This window comes from Ignavibacteriota bacterium (assembly GCA_016708125.1).
Classification (GTDB): domain Bacteria; phylum Bacteroidota; class Ignavibacteria; order Ignavibacteriales; family Melioribacteraceae.
Genome location: JADJGF010000001.1, coordinates 1,356,715 through 1,378,027 on the forward strand (window position 1 = coordinate 1,356,715; position 21,313 = coordinate 1,378,027).

The window sequence follows — 21,313 nt, forward strand, 5'->3', positions numbered from 1 at the left end:
TTTTATTTTATAGATTTTTAATTAGCAGTTTTCCTAATATCAACATTCTCTAAAATTTTCTTCTCATAATCATTTAGAGTGACATTTATCATTGAGTTGCCAAGTTCATCTAAAGTTATAACATGTTTAGAAAACAGTTTTTCTAAAATTGGATAAAATGGAGAAGTTATTTTGTAAATTTTATATGCGTTCTTTAAACCTTTTATAGGTTGAATATAACCCGGTCTGTACATATAAGCATCTTTAAATCCTAATTTCAATAAATCATTTTCGGTTTTTCCTTTTATTCTTGCCCACATTAATTTTCCTTTTTCAGAGCTGTCTGTTCCGGTTCCGGAAACATATGTAAATACCATTTGCGGATTTAACTTTGCTAATGTTTTAGCAAAATTTAAAGTCAAATCATATGTTACTTTTTTATATTCTTCTTCACTTTTTCCAATTGATGAAACTCCAGCACAAAAATAGCAAGCATTATATCCGACTAATTGATTTTCAATTTCATTTAAATCCATAAAATCTTTGTGAATTATTTCTGTTAATTTCGGATGACTAACTCCACAATGCTTTCTATTTATCACCAAAACATTTTCAACATTTTCATTATTTAAGCAGATGTGTAAAACACCTTCGCCAACCATTCCGGTTGAACCCGTAATTATTGCTTTAATTTTATTTTTCATTTTTTCCAAATTAAAACTATAGATATTTTTACTCAATAATATATTAGTAAATGTATGCATTATTTTTAGAAAAATTTTTATTAATTTTCTGCTTATTAGCATAGTATTGGAAATTGGGTTTGAAAAATTAGAGAGTTTAAGAGAATATAATGTTTATGCGGAAATGGATTTGTTTAACATTGTTAAAGTTGTTTTTCAGCTTCAATTGAATTTTCGATTTTATCTAAAATATTAATATTAGCAATATTTTCTAATTTTTGAATAATCTCATCGTGCGTAAATTCTTTCATTTCCATTGTAAATTTTATTCCTTCGGAAATTGCAATTGGCTTTTCTGATGAGGATGAATATTTACTTATTATTTCAGCCATTTCTTCTGATGATTCGGTCAATTCATTAAAATGATTTATTTCGTTAGTAATAAAAGTTTTTCGATTTGTAAAATTTGATTTTTCATTATCTATATTTTTAACTACTTCGTTTGTTTTACTATTAATCAATTTTATCATTTGTTCAATATCGGTAGTGGCTTTATAAGTTTTATCGGCTAACTTTCTCACTTCTTCGGCAACAACTGCAAAACCTCTTCCTTCTGAACCAGCTCTTGCTGCTTCTATAGATGCGTTTAATGCTAAAAGATTTGTTTGATCTGTAATATCTTTAATAACGGAAATAATGTTTGTCATTTTCCCAAAATCTTTATTTAAAAAATCAATTGATGTAAATATGATTTCCATAAACGAAGTTATTTGATTAAAACTTTCAATTATTTTGTTTGTTACATTTTTATTGTTTTCAACATTATTCAATATTTTTTTCGAAATTCCATTTGCCGTTTGTGCATATTTTGTAGTATCATAAAGTACGGTTGTTAAACTTCCCAATTGATCCATTATTTGATTGTTTTCCGATTTTTGATTTGAAATAGATTCCATCAAATCACTTATTTTCAATTCTACTTCATTTCTCAAGTTCACTAGAAGTTCATGTTTTACAGAATTACTAACTTTTAATTCAAAGTACCTATTTTTGTTTTCAAAATGCGGAAGTAAATTTTTTACGTTTGTCAATAACGAATTGTTTTTTTGTAACTCTGATTTTAATGAAAAATGATTATATATGTTTGTTATCGAATCATTTAATTCTTCAAAGAAGGAATAGTTTGATTTTGCAAACTGAATAAGCGATTCCAGGTTAGCTTCATACTTTACGGATTCATTCGGCTGTTTAATTCCAAATTCATCAATTCGGTTAATGATGGAAGTTAGTTGTTTGCATCTTAATTCTATCTCATTTGTATTAATTTCCGAAAAGTCATTTTTTGAAATATTTTTGCCGATTAAGGAAAATAAAATTTCTTTCAGATTTTTATTTTCAATCGACCAATGTTCAAAGATAGAATTTATATTTGAATAATCAGTAAAATTTGGAGGAGAATATTTTTTGTAAATTTCGTTATTAAATTTTAGCAAAGAATTCGCTTTTGCAAGATCAACGAGCAATACCACGCTAATTGCAAATAGTACAAATCCACATAATAATGCTAACCAGGAATTATTATAAATAAAAAGAAAAGACAATAATCCTAGAAAAGCAGCGGATAGTATATATCCGTACTTTTTCAAATTATTATCCTTGTTTAATAAACACCCTTTGCATTTAAAAATGGTCCGTATTTTTTATCCGAACCGAGAATATGATTTTTTAACCAGTCTTTTAGAAAATACATAAGATCGGCAGAAACAACTGTTGCACCGGCTTTATGATCTTTTAAAAGTTTTGAAGCTTTGCCAGTTAAATCATTGTGCTCTGCTTTATGCTTGGTGGTTTCGGGAAAACCATGTTTATCAAATAATTCTTCTTCGGTTTTAAAATGAATTACGGTATAATTAACCAATTTTTCAAGAAGTTTTCCCATTTCTGAATTTGAATCACCTTTTAGCATTGAATCATGTAAAGAATTTAGAATGTTTACCAAACCTTGATGTTGTTCATCGATCTTTTTAATGTTGGTTTCAAATGTTTTGTTCCATTGCATTATTGCCATATTATCCTCAATTTTATTTAAAGAATAATTAATAATCGACATTAGTGTATTTTTTTAAAGTTTTAAAACTAATTTTTAAAATACTTGAATTAAGAAAAGCTGTTGGTTTATAAAATTCATTTAGATAATATTTTCAAAAACTTGAAAATTTTTCAAAAATCTGAAATGGATTGCAAATTATATTTGAAAAATAAATGAATAAACCCTTTTTTTTGATGGTATAATAATTGTTTTTGAGTCTGTTATAAAATTTTGAGGTGAAAATGTTTAAAAAAAATTTAGCGGTTTTATTTATTTTAATCACAAACTTAACTTTTGCACAATATTGGCAAGAGCGAACCACAGAACACAATTTTGAAAGTTCATCATTATTTTTTTCAAGTCACTTTCTAAATCCATACGGAATGAAAGATATTAAACAGCTTTCGGTAGGATTGATTGACGATCCATTTCTAAATGCATATTTAAATCCGGCAATTTTACCAAATATTGAAAATGGCTCGACAAAAATTTATTTGGATTTTAGAGGTGATAGAACCGAAGAAGCAATTGTAAGCAATTATGTTGTTCCAATGTATTATGAATCCGCTTCTTACATAAGAATGCCTTATCCCGATTATAGATATATTTCCACAACAAGATCGGAACCGGAACCAATTGTTTCTCTGGGAATTATTACATATCCAATTGAATCTTTAAAAAATAAATTTTACGTCGGCGGAACTTTTCAATATATTAAAAGCAAAGATGATTTTTATTCAACTCAATTCAGCATTTATAACAGTAATTATTATTATGATTCTTTTGGTTCCGCGGTTAGAGGCTCTCAAGAAACTGCCGTTCCGGTTATTGATAGATATTCCGGAAATGATGAAATGATTTTTACCGGAAAACTTTTAACTTTATTCACCGGTGTAAATTTGATAGAAAATTTAAACGCCGGACTTTTCTTTAATACAATTAGTTACGATAGAAACGGCTCGTATTTATATGATTACAAAGATGATTATGGAAATTTGGATAATAATATTAGTGAAAGTAAAGATTTAAAATCGCGTGAACAAAATTATTCTCACTTAGATTTGGCTTTTGGTTTGCAATATAATTTAAGTGATTTTTCCGTTGGAATTAAAGGCGGATATTTGGATGGCGATGTTGATCAAATTCACAAAGACGAAAGCAAATATATTTATCAATACCAAACTCCAAATGTTACAGAAAATTGGAGTCACAATTACTCAATTTATTCATCGTCACAAAATTGGAATCAAGAAGGAAACACAAAATATTTTAGTTTAAATTTTTCTAAAAATTATGAAAAATATAAAGTAAAGGGATATTATAAATATTCGCAAAGTAACGTAAACTCAAATACAACTTCCGTAATTTTTGATACTTCAAATTATTCAAGCCGCTGGGTAAATACTTACAATTCGGTGCAAGAAATTTATTTGTATAATTCAAATTCATACACAAGAGATGATAGAACCGGTATCGCGATTAGAGAGAATTTTATTCATGAATTTATGGCAAATGTTGATTGGTCGCTTACGGAAAATATTACTTTTCTAAGCGGAATTTATTTTAGTGATTCTAAATCTCTAATTACAACAACAGAAAATGCAATTTCTGATAGAGCAAGTTTTTATAGTAACCAAAGTCCAAATAATAATTATCAAAATAATTATGAAGAAAATGCCGATAAGCAATTAACTTGGAATTACGAAAACAAATATTTTACTTTTCAAATTCCAATTATTTTTGATTTTAAGTTTGGTGAAAACTTTGGTTTAATGTTAGGATTGGCAAGAGTTTTCAAGGATTGGGAAATTACAAGCGTAACAGATGTTTATTTTAGATCGCGGGAAGTTAATGATAACGGTACAATTAAAAATGCTCAAAATTTTATTGAACGTTATACTTCGCCAAAAGATACATACACGGAAGACTCTACAAATTTCTTCACTAAATTTAATGTTGCAATTTCTAAACAATTAAAAGTGGGATTATTAATTGATCCGGAATTTGATCACACATTTAGAATTGCTCAATGGTGGCTAAATTTTAATGGAGAATTATAGAATTATTAATAATTATCTTAAAATGTCAGAAAGGCAAAAATGAAAAAATTTTTATTTGTGTTTGTTATTATTTTATTTGCTTATTGTTCTTCACCAACAGAATATACCGACAAGCTAATTTCCGTTGAAAAATTATACGACAAATTAAAAATAACTAACCATAACAATCAAACAATTTATCTTTTTTTAGTTGAACAAGAAATTGCTACCTTAATTAATTGGGCTCCATCATTTAATAGTCCAAAAGTGGAGAAATATAAATCAATAAATATAAAATATTCTGAAATCTATTCTGGTGACAAAATGCTTCAAAAAGGTGATACAATAATTATTTATTATTGGGATGATTCAAATAAAGAAAATCCAAAGGTTTCAAGTAAAGTAATTGAATTGTAACAACTTAAATCAAAGAATAAAAATGAAAAATGTTTTTTTTTCCACAATCGCTTTAACAATTCTATCTATTTCTTGTTCAGAAAATTCTTTATCAGATAACAATGAAGAAATTAATTTTAATGCTCATCAAATTGCTGGTTGTAATAATTCTAATTCGTTAGAGAAAATTAATTTCTACAATTCATGTTTCAATTACACTTTTGATGAAACTCTAAAAATTGATTTTTGTGTTTACGGAAATTGCTGTCCGAATTCAAACAGATTTATCATTGAGCAAAATATAAAATCAGATACAATTTATGTCACGGTTTCTGATACGGCTGCTAATTTGTGCAATTGTTTATGCAATTATAAAATTCATTTGGAACTAACCGGTTTGCAAAAAGATCAATACATTTTTTATTGTAATTTTGATAGTATTCTTGTTTATACGGAAAACATTTCTAAATTGGGGAAATAATACTTAAACATTTTTTTAATTTATACATAAAAAGAAACTATTTTAAATCTGTTCTTACAAAAATTTGCTTGAAATGATATTTCAAAAATTCAATAAATCATATTACAAATACAAAATTATTTTAACCTTTTCAATTGTTACAATTTTTCTGGTTTTTGTTCTTTCTCAATTTAGTTACAGATTTATAAAAAACTTATATCTTACACAAATTTCTGAAAATCTTAGCAAAAATTTGGTGTTAACATTCGGACAAATAGACAAAGTTCAACTTGAAATTTTGCAGTCAGAAATTATAACGAAATCAACTTTAAATTATTTTTTCGAATTTTTTAATAAACCAGATTTGCAAAATATTTTTTCCGAAATTTTTATTTTTGATAAAGATTTTAAAGTTATTTCACACTCCAACAAACGTGAATTAATTGGAAAAGTTGAACCGCGATTATTATTAAACGAAATTGAAATTCATTCACTTCGGCAAAATCAAATTTTCACATCTTTGCCATTCAAAGGAAATGATGAAAATTGGTATTTGTGGGGATTTTATAAATTATCTGAAAATTATGTTCTCGTTGTAAAAGATAATGTTAAAAATTTTTCAAGTTTGGAAGAGCTTTCCAACTTTTTAATTTACTTCGGAATTTTTGGAATTATATTTTCAATTTTATTGGGATTTTGGGTCTCAAAATCAATTACAAATCCAATTTACAAATTAGTTGAATTCAGTGATGAAATTGGAGAAGGAAATTATAATTCGGAAGTTCCGGAAAAAACCAAAGGTGAAATTGAAATTCTTTCAAATGCGTTAATTTTAATGCGGAATAATATTAAAAACAGCAATAATGAAAAGGAAAAAATTCTTGCGCAAATAGCACATGAAATTAGAAATCCTCTTGGCGGAATAGAATTACTAATAAATTTAATTAAGGAATCGCCAAAAGATGAAATTAAAAATGCTGAATATACAAATAAGATTTTAGATGAAATAAGTAATTTAAAAGAATTAATAACCTCGTATCTTAATTTTAGTAAACCGTATCCAGCAGTTTCGGAAAAACTAATAATTGAAGAAATGGTAAAAGATATTATTGAAATTTTTAAAAACGAATTAATTTCTAGAAATATTGAAGTAATTACAGATTTTGCTCAAAAAAATATATTTTTCGATAAAAGTCAATTTCGAAGTATTTTAATAAATTTACTAAAAAATAGCATTGATTCGATTAATCAAAATGGTGAAATTGAAATTTCATCAAAATTAAAAGAAAGAAATATTGTAATTGAAATAAAAGATACCGGCTCTGGTATTTCCAAAGAAAATTTTTCACGTATTTTTGAACCATTTTTCACGACAAAAATTAACGGAACCGGTTTGGGATTAGCAACTTGCAAGAAATATTGTGATGAAAATAATGCATTAATTTCTGCAGAAAGTGTTAAAAATAAAACAATTTTTACAATTAGCAAAAAATTATAAAATGTTAAAAATATTAGTCGTTGAAGATAATGACACAATGCGTTTGGGTATTATTGAAAGTTTAAAACGTGAGAATTATAAAGTTTTTTCGTTTTCTAATGGATCCGATGCATTAGATTTTCTAAAATCAAATTATGTTGATTTAGCTATTCTTGATTTGAAAATGGAACCAATTTCGGGCATGGAACTGTTAGCAATAATTAAAAAGGATTATAACAAAATTGACGTTTTAATTATTTCTGCTTATGGAAATGTTCAAACTGCAGTTGATGCAATAAAAAATGGTGCCGCTGATTTTTTAACAAAGCCGTTTTCGCCGGATGAATTAAGAATCCGAGTTAAAAAAATCTCTAATGAAAAATTAAAAGAGGAGAAAATTCGTAATCTAATTGCAGAAAACGAATATTTACAAAATGAGATATCGAATCTTCAAAATGAATTGATCGGTAACTCGGAATCTTTCACAAATATTTTAAAATTGGTAGATCAAGTTGCAGCAAAGGAAAGTCCAATTTTATTAAGCGGAGAAAGTGGAACTGGTAAGGAATTGATTGCAAAATTAATACATAACAAAAGTTTACGCGCCGATAAATCCTTTATAAAAGTTAATTGCGCAGCCTTAAATGAAAATTTGTTAGAAAGTGAATTGTTTGGACACGAAAAAGGTGCATTTACCGGAGCTGTAAAATCCAAAAAAGGTAGATTTGAATTAGCAAATAACGGAACCTTATTTTTAGATGAAATTGGTGAAATTTCACCAGCAATGCAAGTAAAATTACTTCGTGTAATTCAAGAAGGTGAGTTTGAAAAAGTTGGCGGCGAAATTACATTGAAAACAAATGTTAGAATTATCAGCGCAACTAACAAAAATTTGCATTTAGAAATGTCTGAAAACCGCTTTCGCGAGGATTTGTTCTACCGTTTAAACGTAATTCCAATTCATTTGCCATCTTTACAAGAAAGAAAAGATGATATAAAAATCTTAACTGAATATTTTCTTAAAAAATCAGCTGTAAAAAATCATCAAGAAATTAAAACAATTTCTGAAAACGGATACGATATTCTTAAAAATTATTCATTTCCGGGAAATATTAGGGAATTGGAAAATTTGATAGAACGTCTTTCCGTTGTTTCCGATGGGGAAACAATTGATGATAAACTAATTTCGTATCATCTTAATCCTAAAATTCAAACGGTCTATAACTTTTCACATTTATCTTTAGACGACTCTCTTTTTAATTTTGAGAAAAATATGATAATTCAAGCATTAAAAGAAGCAAAAAATGTAAAGCATCATACAGCAAAAATTTTGAAAATAAATACAAGTACATTGTATTATAAATTAGAAAAGTTTGGTTTGTTATAAATGAATATAATATATAAAATATTATTTATTACCTTTTGTTTGCTTGGTGTAAATACAATTTATTCTCAATCAAAATTGGAAAAGGATTATTATAAATCTGTTAATAATGTTGAGTTAATAAATAGTAAATTGGATTCGCTCAATAAATTACTTTCTCAAAAAATAATTACAATAAATGGCGAGAAATCTAAAAATTCTCAGAATAATTCAGTTATCGAAAATCTGCTTTCCTCAACATCTACAATTACAAACAAAATTGAAAAATATGAAACTGAAAAAAATAAAATTCTGCAATATCAAAACAAATTAAAAAATGACCTTGGGACTTATTATGAAATTCAAATTGACTCCTTAAAAAATGAAAACGGAGAGAAAAATTTTCTTAAAATAATTGAACTTTCAGAAAGAAAATTGCTGGTTGCTGAAGAAATTGATTTACTTTCTGTAAATCCGGAAAAAATCGATAAAATTAAATCAGAGAAAAATAAAAAAAAACGTAAAATTTATAATGAATTTCTCAATTCTGCCAAAAATGAAGTTGATAATAAAATAGCAAAAATTGCAATTTTAAAATCTGAAATAGAAAATATAGTTAAACTCAAAAAAGAGAAAGATGAATTTTTAGATGAAATTGCATTTAACAGCAGAATGATGAAATCTTCTACAAAAAATTTACAAAATACAGAAAGCGCAAGTTATGACGTTGAAAATTCGCCTTCTCGCGAAGTAATAAAGAATTATACAATTTCGATGAATGGAATTATAACACAACTTGAATTTGGTAAAATTTCTGATGATAATATTCTTTCTTCAAAAAACACCAACGAAAAATTTTTTAAAACCACAAATTTTAATGATTTATTAAAACTCATTTCAAAAGCCGAAAAGGAGTTAAAAGAATATAAAAATGTAATTTCTAATAAGATCAAAAATCTGTAATTATGAAATTTCTTAGTGGAACCACAAGTCTTATTATATTTTTTTTATTTTTTTCTTCCTCTCAAACTTTTTCTCAATTTGATTTAAAATTAAATTTGGAGTCCGGAATTTACTCTGATAGTGTGAGAAATTTTGAGAATAATGTAAGTTTTATGAATCATGCGGCTGGATTTTTAAAATATTCTTATTTGCACGATTCTTCTGAATCATCTATTTTAATTCGAGCCGGAACTGATTTTTACAAAAGCAGTGTTTACACTTTTAAGTTAAACACAAATGGAAATTATCTTTATCAAACAAAAAATGTAACTTGGAAAGGTTTGCTGAATTATAATTACAATTCTTATAATTATAATTCGGTTTTTTCGTCATTCAATATTTTTACACTGATTGGCGGTGCTGATTTTCAACTTAATATTTTTCCAATAAGTTTATTTTTGGGCTATTCAAATCAAAATCTCCAGCTTCGGAATAATATTTATTACGATTTAATTTTCCTTGATTGTCTTTCGTCAAAATCAATTAGTAATTTTTTTTCAATAGAATATGGATTTTTAGTCCAAAATTTCTCTGTTAATGATGAATTAAGTTCAAATAATAATATTTCAATAAATGGTTGGAATTTTGGTCCGCAAATAAAAATTACTAACTACAAAAATGTTCTTTTTAATTTGAATTATAAATTTTTACTTTATTCTTCAAATAGCACTCTGTGTCCTTCTTTTGAACATCAATTAGAATTTATTGGTGGAACTTATATAAGTGAAAATTTATCACTTTTTCTTTTTGTTGATTATATACTTAGAAACTTAAAATTTACTAATTCATTCAACAAAGAAAGTTCTGTTTTTTTCGTTCCATCAAAAAGTGAAAATCAAATTGCGTTGCGATTTATGTACTCAATGAACACAAATTTTAAACCTTATTTTAAATTCGGTTATTTTAACGATGATTTGTTTGTAAAGGATTATAAGTTTCGGGGTCTTAATTTATTGATTGGAATGGAAGCCAGAATTAACCATTAACTTCTGGCTCCCTTTATAATGTCAATTCCTCAAAAATTATTTGCCACAATATTAACCAGAAAATTTAATTTTTACAGAAAATGACTTGTGTTTTCAGAAACAATTGGAAATCGTAAATCATATTTAATAAACTAATCATGAATGAAATCTTTTTAATGATTTCAAAATATTAATCATGAGTCCTCAAACTAATTACATCATTTAGCTTTTTTCCAACCATTCTAAACTTTTTAAATAATTTTATAAATCCATTCCGTATAAAAGCTTTTTAAGATCAAGAAGAATTACTATTTTATCTTCAATACTTGCAATTGATCTTATATAATCTGTATTTACTTCCGTGGATACTATATCCGGCACATCTTTAAGAATATTTTTTGGTATTCTTAAAACTTCCGTAACTTCATCAACAATAAACCCGATTGATTTATTTTCAAATTCAACAATTATAATTCTTGTATCGTTGTTGTATTCTTGGCTCTGTAAATTGAGTTTTAATCTGGTATCAACTACGGCAATAATTTTTCCCCTTATATTCACAATACCAAGAACACTTGACGGAGCATTAGGAATAGATGTTACTTTTTGCATTTTGATAATTTCATTAACGTTAATAATATCAATGCAAAATTCTTCATCACCCAATTTAAAACCTACTAATTGCAGTAAGTCGGTATCTTCACTTATTAATGTTTCTTCATTCATTTTTATTCTCTCTTTTTTCTATTTAACAAGTGATAGTTTTTTCTTAAAAGTATGTTTTTTAACTTGCACAACATCTCTGCTTCTACGGTCATCTAATTTAAATTGAGAAACCAAATCTTGAAGTTTTTCTGCAAGCTGACTTAAATCATTTGCGGCTCCGGCAACTTGCTGAATTCCAATTGCTGATTCTTGAGCTACGGTATTTATTCCGTTTATACTTTTGCTGATTTGTTCTGCCGTTGCAGATTGTTCTTCGCTTGCTGTTGCAACTTGACTGGAAATATCCAAAACTTCATTTGAAGATTTAACTATTTGTCCCATTGAATCTCCGGCTTTTATAGCTTCAACCATTCCTTTGCTTACTTCTTCATTTCCCTTGCCTATTGCTTCAACGGCGTTTTCACTATTCTTCTGAATTTTACTAACCATTTCCTCAATTTCATTTGTTGCAGATGTTGTTCTTTCTGCAAGTTTTCTTACTTCATCTGCAACTACTGCAAAGCCTCTGCCTTGTTCACCGGCTCTTGCGGCTTCAATTGCGGCATTAAGTGCAAGCAGGTTAGTTTGATCTGCAATATCATTAATTACTTGTACAATTTCTCCAATTTGTCCGCTGCTTTCACCAAGTTCTAAAATTATTTTAGAAGAATCGCTTACAACTTCTTCAATTCTTTTCATCACATTAATTGTATCTTCTATAACTACCTTACCTGAATTGGCTAAAGTACCTGCTGTTTTTGCCGCATCGTTTGTGCCAACTACATGCTGAGATGTTTGGGTTATTGTTGCAACCATTTGCTCAACCGCTGTTGCTACTTCGGAAGTTTGAGAACTTTGTTCCTGTGAACCCGCTGCAAGTTCTTCCGCACTTGATGAAATTTGATTTGCTGCGCTTGCTGTTGCTGCAACTGCATCACTGATTTCTGTAAGTACATTTTCTAACGAATCACCAAGTAAGTTTATGCTGTCTTTTATTTTTTGATGATCACCCTTATAATCTTTTAGGACCCGAGATGTTAGATCTCCCCCAGCCATTTTTTCAAGTACTTCTGTCCCATCTTTTACGGGTAAAATGACCGCATCTAACACCTCATTAAAACCACCGATTATTTCTTTATACGAACCTTGGAATTTATCTGCATCTCCTCTATTATCTAATTTACCTTCTTTCGCATCAACAATTAATTTTGTAGCTTCTTGAGATAACTCATTTATTTTTCCTCTTACTATTTCATAAGCGTCAATCCCAGCATGTGCTTTACTTAACATTGAATTAAATACTTTTGCCATTTCACCCAATTCATCTTTTGAGTTAATCACAATGGGTTGGGTTGATTTAATAACTTTACTATCTAAACCACCTTTTGACATATTAATTAACCCATGCCCTAAATTTGCAATACATGCTGATTCTAAGGATGCTATTCCCCCTTTTACAATGGCTACAGGCTTAACAATACCTTTTGTCAGATACCAGGCAACTAAAACTACAAACAAAAGTGCAATTGCTCCAATAATGGATACTAAAAGTGTTGCTGAGTTATAAGAATTGTGTGCATCCTCTGCTGCAATTTCAACCAATTCATTTTGGTATGCAATTAATCCAATAATAGCATTAAAATATCCGCTTTGAGCAGATCTAAATTCACCAAAAAGCATTGATGTAGCAGCTTCAATATTGCCGGCTTCTAGTTCGCTAAGTAATTTTTTTCTAATAGGATAATATTCATTATTTCTTACATCGTTTATTTTAGCTAATATTTCCTTTCCTTTTTCTGTTGTTACAGTATTCTCAAGAATTGCTAAATTTTTATCAACTACTTCTTTTGCATGCTGGAATCTTTTGTATGATTCCTCTTTCATTGCTTCATCTTTTCTTAAAAATAAATTTCTAATTGTCCGGTCATTGTCGTTTACAGCATCAATAATTTCATTTGCTTGAACAGTTTTAGGAAAACGATCTTCAACAATTAGAGTTAAATCTTCATTAACTGTTGATAAACTGTTTAAACCGGAAGATACTACAACTCCCATAAGAAAAAGGGTTGCCCCAAAACCCACCCCAAGTCTCATACCAATTTTTAAATTATTTAACATTTGAATACCCTTAACATTTAAATACTAATTTTGAGTGAAAATTTTAATCATAACTTTTTTTTTCTATGATAAATCTTCGGCAGTTTGGCTGAAATCTTAAGGAACTTTGTTGTGATTGGTTTTATTTTGATGTGAGATGAATAAATTTTTAAATACTAATTTATTCCGATTTGGGGAAATTTTAGGTTTATACAAACTTCATTGTTTTTAGAATTTATTTCTAATTGAATGTTGTATAATTTTGTTATCATATCAACAATTGATAAACCTAATCCATTTTCTTTTCTATTGTAGTTTGTATTTGAAACTGAAAATTCATGAACATTTTGAATTGATAATCCTTCGCCTAAATTCTTGATGCTGATTATATAAAATTTATTTTGAGGCGAACCTTTAATTTCAATTGGAGTTCCAGATGGTGAATATCTGCATGCGTTTTCTACCAATTCCTGCATCATAATTTCAAAATCTCTTTGTTCAATATTTAGCTGCGCCGGTAAAAATTTTATTTGAATATCTTTCAATCTGTCTTTGCATTCAAAACATTTTTCTATTTTTTCTAAACAATTTTGCTTTGCGGGATTTACAAATTCCAACTCAAGATTTTTGCTGATGTTTTTTGTACCAAGTTTGTATTCCGTGTAATTAACAAATTTTTCAATCCTATTGTGAATTCTTAATCCGGAACTATATACAGATTTAATCATTTCCTTTTTTTCATCATCGGAAATATTGTTAAAATCATCCAGCAATAATTGTGTATAACCTAAAATTGCAATTAGCGGAGTTCTTAATTCATGCGGAACATACAAAGAAATACTTGTTTTAAGTTTATCAAAATTTTGTTCAATTAATTTCTGCTTCCATAGTCTTGTTTTTATTCTTTGAATTAGCTCATCGGCTTTATATGGTTTTACGATATAATCATCTGCACCAAGCTGCATTGCATAATGCATTGATTCATTATCCGTTCTTGCGGTTAAAAATATAAATGGAATGTTTTTTTCTAATCCCATCGTTTTTAACATTTTAAAGAATTCAAACCCATTTATTTTGGGCATAATTAAATCAGTTAATATCAAATCCGGCAATTCATTTTTTAAAATGGAAATTGCGCTCATTCCGTCTTGTGCTTCCAAACATTTATAACCTTCGCATGTAAGAAGTTCTATAATGTTTGTTCTAACATTGGTTTCGTCTTCAACGACTAAAATAGTATCCATAGAAAATTAAATTTTATTAGCTAATATCGAGAATAAAAAGGGACATTCTATTGAATTTGTTGTAAATGGTTAAAAATTGTTTTGATTGGATAAGATTCAAATAATATTAATTTAGACTCTTGACAAAATCATTAACAAAAATTATTTTTGTACATAGTTGTATAATGTTGTATAAACTTGGATAAACATGGAAAAATTATATTCTATAACTGAAGCTGCTGATTTAATTGGCGTAAATAAGGAAACTTTAAGGAGATGGGACAAAACGGGAAAATTCAAATCGTCTCGTCATCCAATAAATAATTATCGGGTTTATTCTATTGAAAAAATAAATACTTTAGTAAAGGACCTGCAAATTGATTTTAAAGTTAATAGAATAATTGAACCATTGTCTAAACCTTTTTTTGAAACAAGTTTAGGAAAGTTGTACAATTTAGATGTTTTGGATTTCTTCAAATCAATTGATGATAATTCTGTTGACTTAATATTTGCTGACCCACCTTATAATATTAAAAAAGCTGAATGGGATACTTTTCAATCTCAAAAACAATATGTTGATTGGAGTATGGATTGGATTAATGAAGCACATAGAGTGTTAAAACCTTCTGGAACTTTATTTGTCTGTGGATTTTCCGAAATCCTTGCTGATATTAAGTGGGCTGCAAGTCATTTGTTCCAAGGCTGTAAGTGGCTTGTCTGGTTTTATCGAAATAAAGCAAATTTAGGAAATGACTGGGGAAGGTCTCATGAAAGTATTTTACATTTTAGAAAAAGCAAAAATTATACTTTTAATATTGATGAAATTAGAATCCCTTATAATGAACACACATTAAAATATCCCGTTCATCCACAAGCCGAAACCTCACAATATAATAATGGAAATGGTAAGGAATATATTTGGGAACCTCATCCAAAAGGAGCAAAACCTAAAGATGTTTTAGAAATTCCAACACTTTCAAATGGTTCTTGGGAAAAAACAATTCATAGCACCCAAAAACCAATAGAATTAGTCAAAAAAATCATTTTATCATCTTCAAAAGAAAGTGAATTTGTTATTGATCCTTTTGGTGGTTCTGGAACAACCTATGCCGTAGCCGAAGCTTTTAATAGAAGATGGTCAGGAACAGAGTTAGATGTAGATTTTTGCAGTGTTATAAAAGAGCGCGTTGGCAGTAAATCAATAATAAAAAGAATTGCTTCAAATAAAGACGAAGAAGATGCTATAAAACGTCGTAAGAAATTACGTTCTAAGTAATTTCCAAATATCATTTAACAAAAAGTGGGAAAATGGAAAAATGTATTGATTAAAAGGTTTTTCAAAAGCTTTTGCTGGTCTATCTAAATAGTAATATCCCTCAAGTTGAATTAAAAATTTTGTATAAACCATAAATAAGTTTGAAACAAAAGTATAACTTATTTTTCCACTGCCTTTTCTTTGAATATCATTTTGAGAAATTCCAATTACTCGTACCGGATGTTTCAGAAAACTTTCCAGTAAAATTTTATCTATAAATATTTTTGACATTCTATCTTTTGTCGTAGTTTTTAAAGAAATAATTAACTCGTCTTGATCAATATTATGAGAGTTTGATTTTACTTCTTTAAATGGAGAAACAACAACGTCTGTTTCGCACTTGTAATATTTTATTCCTTCATCAGTTTCATAAGGAATATTTATTACTATTTTTTTTAGTGAAATATTTATTTCTGAGAGTAGTACTTTTATCAATTCTTCAAATCTATTCCCAACATGTTTTCTTGCGCTATTACTTTCACAAAGTAAATCTAAACCAAGACCAATTGCTTGCTGTATTGTATAAATAGTCTTATCTGTAATTAAATAATCGTTTTCTGTAAATTCTCTTTGTCCTTTTCTTAACTTTTCCAAAATAGTTTGCATTAAATTAAAATTCTCAACGAATGCACTTAATTCACGAATAAATAATTGCTGATTAAATGGTCTTAATTGTTTTCTAGTTCCCGCAATATTTGAAGAACAAACCTTATAATTTTGATGTGTTCTCTCTTCGTTTATGACGTGCGGTAAATATTCAAGAACTTTAATTGTAATTTCCTTGAATTCTTCTAAACTATTTTTTGAGTTCTGTAAGTTTTCAGCTAAAGACATGTTTGCTCTCGTATTATTAGATAGTGAGTTGTATAAATATACTTAAATATTTTGAATCTAAAAATTATGTAATTTGTTGTGATTTGTATTTAATTAAAATCTCGCTTTTAAATTTGAGGCATTTCTGCGGCTTATAATATAAGGCTCTTCATCATTTTTTAGAAAAACTTTCAGCATATTGGTTTTAAATTTTTCAATTTTTGCAATAAACTCATTATTAATTATTGTTGATCTGTGAATACGAAGAAATTTTTGTGCGGGTAATATTTTTCCCCATTCGCCGAGTGACTTTCTTATAAGAATTGATTTGTTGTTATCGAGTAAAATATTACTGTATTGATTGCTTGCAAGAATTGCTTTTATTGTTGAGTATTTTATTATTTTATACTCATTTCCAACATTAACAAATATTGAATCTTTATTTTGTGTAATATTAAATTCCGAGGTATTCTTCTCAATAACTTTTGCAATAATTCTTTTTTTCTTTTCGATTCGTAAATTAATAATTTCCAATAATTCATCGGCTTTGTAAGGCTTAAATAAATAATCTTCGGCTCCTAAATCCATTCCTTTTCTTAATTCGGTAATTTCTGCTTTTGCGGTAAGAAAAATTAAGGGAATGTCAAAAGTAATATCGTTTTCGTTTAAAACTTTTTTTACTTCAAATCCATTAATTCCGGTCATCATAATATCGCAAATAATTAAATCGGGAAGTTCTTTTATTGCTTTTAGAATTCCATTTTCACCATTTTCGGCAAGTGAAACTTCAAAACCTTCTTCGGTTAAAAGTGTAAATAAATTGTTTGATAAAATTATGTCGTCTTCAATAATTAATATTTTTGATTTCATAATAACCGATTTTATTTAACATTTTTTATTGGAATTAAAAGAATAAATGTTGTTCCTTTGTTTAATTTGCTTTCAACTTCTATTGTACCTTTGTGAATTTCTACATAACTTTTTGCAATTGAAAGCCCCAAACCGCTTCCGGCAATTGTTGAAACATTGTTTGATCTGTAAAACGGATTAAATATTTTTTCTATATCAACTTCGGAAATTCCAATTCCTCTGTCTTTAATCAAAAATTTAATTTTACTTTTTTGATGTGAAACTTCAAAATCTATTTCTCCGTTTTGCGGTGAAAATTTAACTGCGTTTGAAACTAAATTGCTCAGAATTATTTTAAGCAAATTTCTATCAACAAAATAATTTTTCTGTTTAAGTGAATATTTGAAATTAAGTTTTTGAGAACTCGATAAAATCGGATCAAAATCCTTTGCAATGTTTTTACAAAATGTTTCAAGATTTGTGTCTTCCGGATTGAACACAATTTTACTTTGTTCGCTTCTGTTTAGTTTAAGAACTTCTTCAAGCATTTCGGTTAAATGCTCAATTGAATTTTTAATTCTTGTGTAATGTTCGGAGGTTTTTCTTTTTTCCCATTTATCGGAATATCGCTCAATAAGTTCAACTGAAGAATAAATTGAAGTAAGCGGTGTTCTAAATTCGTGCGAAACCGTTGACATAAAAGTTGATTTGAGCTGATTTAATTCTCTCTCTTTTTCCAGCGCAGATTTAACTTTTGTTTCTGCTTTTATTCTTCTCGTAATTTCTTTTTCTAATAACTCAGTTCTCTTTTTTACTAAATCTTCAAGATGAATACGATATTTTTCTAACTGCTGTTCAATCAACTTTGAGTTTGTAACATCTCTTAAATATCCTCTGTATTGAAAAAGTTTTCCTTCTTCATCAAACTCGCTTATAATATTTCCTACTACATAAATATTTTTCCCGTCTTTTCGTTTTAATTTCAACTCGTAATTGTAAAGCTTTTTCATTTTTTCAATTGTTGAAATAAATTCGTTATAATTTTTCTTTGTGAAAAATGAATTTTCAAATTTTGTTGATAGGGAATCTGTTATTGTTTTAAATCCAAATATTTCTATAAATGCGGGATTACAATCCAAAATTTCTCCCGTTGGGGTAAGGAGAAAATCTGCCGTTAAATCATCTTCAAAAAATTTACGATAACGTTCTTGGCTTAATTTTAAATCTTTTTCATAATGTTTTCTATCGGTGATATCAACAGATGTTGAGTATATATATTTTTTTTCTTCAATTTCAATTATTTCCGCAGAGAGTAAAACATTAAGTTTTCTTCTGTTTTTGGTAAACATAATTGTTTCAACATCTGCAAAACTTTTATTTTCAATTAAAATTTCATGATACTTTTCTCTAAATTCGGATTCTAATACATTTATTTCTTTTGTTGTTTTGCCCAAAACCTCTTCCGGAAGAAAGCCAAGTTTTTCATAAAATGTTTTATTTACTTCTACAAATTTATCGCTTTCAAATTCTCTAAGTCCGGACATAGCCGGATTATTATGAAACGCTCTTGCAAATTTTTGTTCAGAAACAATTAAATCAGAAATATCTTTGCTAATTCCAAATAATGCGGGTTTGCCGTTCCAACTTCCCCTTTTTACATGCGTTTCTACCTGAATTATTTTTTTATCTTTTGTTAAAAATGGAACCAAACATTCTTTTCTTATTCCTTCAATCATTTCTGTAATTTTTACAGTCACTTCTTTTGCTCTATTTTGCGGGTGAACAAAAGTTACATGTTTATTAATTAACTCATTTTTTGAATATCCTAATCTGTTTTTGACAGTTTCATTTATTTCTATAATATGTCCGTCTTCATCCAAAATGAAAATAAATGATTCAACATTATTGAAAAATGTTTTAAGATTTTCTTCACTTGTAATTAAATTATTTTCGAATTTTCTAAGTTCCGTAATATCAACGGCTGTGGTATAATTATATTTTTTATTTTCAATCTCAATAATTTCTGCATTTAATAAAACATTCAGCGGTGTTCCGTCTTTTTTATGAATTATTGATTCAACGTTTTCAACAAATTTATTTTGGGCAAGTTCTGATAAAGTTTTTTCTCTAAAGTCAAAATCTAAATTCACAACTTCTGAAGCCCGTTTCCCAATTACTTCTTCGGGAGAAAAGCCAAGTTTATCATAAAAAGTTTTATTTACTTCAATATATTTTCCCGTATCAAGATCACTAAAGCCGCTAATTGCTGGATTATTATGAAATGCTTTTGCAAATTTATCTTCCGATAATTTTAAAGCAGAAATATCTTTTGTGATTCCAAATATTGCCGGTTTACCGTTCCACATTCCTTTTTTAACATGTGTTTCAACGGGAATTAATTTTTTGTCTTTTGTTAAAAGAGGAATTGGACAAGTTTCCCGCTTACCTTCTAACATATCAGAAACAATTTGTAAAACTTCTTCTTTTCGTTCCGGGGGATGTACTTCTAAAACCGATTTATTTAATAATTCTTCTTTTGTAAAACCTAACCTTTTTTCAACGGTTTCATTAATTTCTATTATGTTTCCGAATTCATTTAAAACAAAAACCAACAAATCTATATTGTGGAAAAATGTTTTAAAATTTTCCTCGCTGATTTTTAATTTTTCTTCTATTTTTTTACGATGAGTTAAATCTCTTGCGATACTTAAAATTGCTTTTTCTCCATGATACGTAATCATTGTAGATTGAATTTCAACCGGAATTATCTGCTTGTCTTTTGATAAGTGGTTAGTTTGAAAAAATTGTGATTTTTCAAAAGGGATTCTTTCAATCAGTCCTTTTATTTCTTCGCTGCTTAATGAATTATCAAAATCTGTTACGTGTAAATCGAGCATTTCTTTTTCGGAATAACCCAAAGTTTCAAAAGCTGATTTATTTGAATCTATAATTTTACCATTCATATCGATTACAAAAACCATATCACGCATTCCGTGAATAATCTGCTGGTAATTTTCTTCGCTTTCTTTAAGATTTTGTTCAATTATTTTTCTATCGGTAATATCTCTTGTAATTGAAAGAATACAATCAACATCATCAAGCTGTATTATTGAAGCAGACATTAGTCCAAACCTTATATTTCCGTTCTTCATTTTAAAGCTGGCTTCAAGACTTTCTGCAAATCCTTTTGTTCTTAATTCATTTACTAATTTTTCGCGGTCTTCCGGATTGTTCCAAATGTTAAGCTCTAATGAAGTTTTGCCGATTACTTCTTCTTCTTTATATCCGGTCATTTTCATAAAATTATCATTTATAGATAAATACATTCCGTCTTTTAATCTATTGATATTTACTGCATCCGGACTTGTAATAAACGCTTTTCTAAATTTTTCTTCGCTTAGTTTTAATTCATTTTCAAATCTAATTTTATCCGTAATGTCTTCAGCAGTAAAAATCATTCCTTTTGAATAGTCATCTCGGTCAATAGGCATAGAGCTTAAAACAACATTTATAATTTTACCGTCTTTTCTTTTAAATTTTGTATTTACTGCACCGATGCCTTTTCCATTAATTTGTTCATATTTTTCCTTTCCAACAAAATTGTATTCTTCATCAGATGGATAAATAATTCTAGCGTTTTTTCCGAGCAATTCACTTCTTTCGTATCCAATCATATTGCAGAAAAAATCATTAACTTCTTCAAAAACTCTGTTAATAACCATTCCAATTCCAATTGGTGCTGCGGAAAAGATACTTTTTAATTTTGCTTCGCTTGTTTGTAAATTGCTTAGTGTGCTGTCTAACTCTAATTCATCTGCTGAAGTGTTTGAGGTTTTCATTTTATATTAACTTTTTTGG

At 27.9% G+C, this 21,313-nt stretch carries 17 protein-coding genes; 8 read left to right on the forward strand and 9 right to left on the reverse strand.

What is annotated here, in order from left to right:
- Positions 1-17 precede the first annotated feature (17 nt).
- The 3 genes from IPH62_06145 to IPH62_06155 all read right to left on the reverse strand — a co-directional run bounded on the left by IPH62_06145 (position 18) and on the right by IPH62_06155 (position 2,730).
- Positions 18-683, reverse strand: coding sequence for an NAD-dependent epimerase/dehydratase family protein (locus IPH62_06145; protein MBK7104845.1), 666 nt, complete (start codon positions 681-683; stop codon positions 18-20).
- 182 nt (positions 684-865) lie between these two features.
- Positions 866-2,308, reverse strand: coding sequence for a hypothetical protein (locus tag IPH62_06150; protein MBK7104846.1), 1,443 nt, complete (start codon positions 2,306-2,308; stop codon positions 866-868).
- Between the two features lie 14 nt (positions 2,309-2,322).
- Positions 2,323-2,730, reverse strand: coding sequence for a hemerythrin family protein (locus tag IPH62_06155; GenBank protein ID MBK7104847.1), 408 nt, complete (start codon positions 2,728-2,730; stop codon positions 2,323-2,325).
- A gap of 263 nt (positions 2,731-2,993) precedes the next feature.
- Between IPH62_06155 and IPH62_06160 the strand changes: the two genes are divergently transcribed.
- The 7 genes from IPH62_06160 (at position 2,994) to IPH62_06190 (ending at position 10,474) form a co-directional block, all read left to right on the forward strand.
- Positions 2,994-4,811, forward strand: a complete 1,818-nt coding sequence (locus IPH62_06160; GenBank protein MBK7104848.1) for a hypothetical protein — start codon at positions 2,994-2,996, stop codon at positions 4,809-4,811.
- Between the two features lie 39 nt (positions 4,812-4,850).
- On the forward strand, positions 4,851-5,207 hold the full coding sequence (locus tag IPH62_06165) for a hypothetical protein (protein MBK7104849.1): 357 nt from the start codon (positions 4,851-4,853) through the stop codon (positions 5,205-5,207).
- Between the two features lie 22 nt (positions 5,208-5,229).
- Positions 5,230-5,667 carry a hypothetical protein gene (locus IPH62_06170; protein ID MBK7104850.1) on the forward strand — a complete coding sequence of 146 codons (438 nt, stop codon included), beginning with the start codon at positions 5,230-5,232 and terminating at the stop codon, positions 5,665-5,667.
- A 73-nt stretch (positions 5,668-5,740) separates the two neighbouring features.
- Complete coding sequence (locus tag IPH62_06175) at positions 5,741-7,144, forward strand: HAMP domain-containing histidine kinase (GenBank protein ID MBK7104851.1); 1,404 nt, start codon at positions 5,741-5,743, stop codon at positions 7,142-7,144.
- A 1-nt stretch (position 7,145) separates the two neighbouring features.
- Positions 7,146-8,510 carry a sigma-54-dependent Fis family transcriptional regulator gene (locus IPH62_06180; protein MBK7104852.1) on the forward strand — a complete coding sequence of 455 codons (1,365 nt, stop codon included), beginning with the start codon at positions 7,146-7,148 and terminating at the stop codon, positions 8,508-8,510.
- Positions 8,511-9,449, forward strand: coding sequence for a hypothetical protein (locus IPH62_06185; GenBank protein MBK7104853.1), 939 nt, complete (start codon positions 8,511-8,513; stop codon positions 9,447-9,449).
- 95 nt (positions 9,450-9,544) lie between these two features.
- Positions 9,545-10,474, forward strand: a complete 930-nt coding sequence (locus tag IPH62_06190) for a hypothetical protein (GenBank protein ID MBK7104854.1) — start codon at positions 9,545-9,547, stop codon at positions 10,472-10,474.
- Positions 10,475-10,714: 240 nt separating this feature from the next.
- Here IPH62_06190 and IPH62_06195 read toward each other — a convergent pair whose 3' ends face one another.
- From IPH62_06195 to IPH62_06205, 3 genes are all read right to left on the reverse strand, one after another.
- A complete protein-coding gene (locus IPH62_06195) occupies positions 10,715-11,179 on the reverse strand; it encodes a purine-binding chemotaxis protein CheW (GenBank protein MBK7104855.1) in 465 nt (154 codons plus the stop codon).
- A gap of 18 nt (positions 11,180-11,197) precedes the next feature.
- A complete protein-coding gene (locus IPH62_06200; protein MBK7104856.1) occupies positions 11,198-13,276 on the reverse strand; it encodes a methyl-accepting chemotaxis protein in 2,079 nt (692 codons plus the stop codon).
- Between the two features lie 155 nt (positions 13,277-13,431).
- Positions 13,432-14,499: a response regulator gene (locus tag IPH62_06205; GenBank protein MBK7104857.1), complete on the reverse strand. Its 1,068-nt coding sequence runs from the start codon at positions 14,497-14,499 to the stop codon at positions 13,432-13,434.
- A gap of 187 nt (positions 14,500-14,686) precedes the next feature.
- On the opposite strand from IPH62_06205, the gene IPH62_06210 reads away from it, so the two are divergent.
- Positions 14,687-15,754 (forward strand): MerR family transcriptional regulator, encoded by a 1,068-nt coding sequence (locus IPH62_06210; GenBank protein ID MBK7104858.1) that lies wholly within the window; start codon positions 14,687-14,689, stop codon positions 15,752-15,754.
- Here the strand turns inward: IPH62_06210 and IPH62_06215 are convergent.
- The 3 genes from IPH62_06215 to IPH62_06225 all read right to left on the reverse strand — a co-directional run bounded on the left by IPH62_06215 (position 15,740) and on the right by IPH62_06225 (position 21,294).
- Positions 15,740-16,627 carry a hypothetical protein gene (locus tag IPH62_06215; GenBank protein ID MBK7104859.1) on the reverse strand — a complete coding sequence of 296 codons (888 nt, stop codon included), beginning with the start codon at positions 16,625-16,627 and terminating at the stop codon, positions 15,740-15,742. The genes IPH62_06210 and IPH62_06215 overlap by 15 nt on opposite strands.
- Positions 16,628-16,720: 93 nt before the next feature.
- Entirely contained in the window at positions 16,721-17,476 is a 756-nt protein-coding gene (locus IPH62_06220) for a response regulator transcription factor (protein MBK7104860.1), read from the reverse strand.
- 11 nt (positions 17,477-17,487) lie between these two features.
- On the reverse strand, positions 17,488-21,294 hold the full coding sequence (locus IPH62_06225; protein ID MBK7104861.1) for a PAS domain S-box protein: 3,807 nt from the start codon (positions 21,292-21,294) through the stop codon (positions 17,488-17,490).
- Between the last annotated feature and the right edge of the window lie 19 nt (positions 21,295-21,313).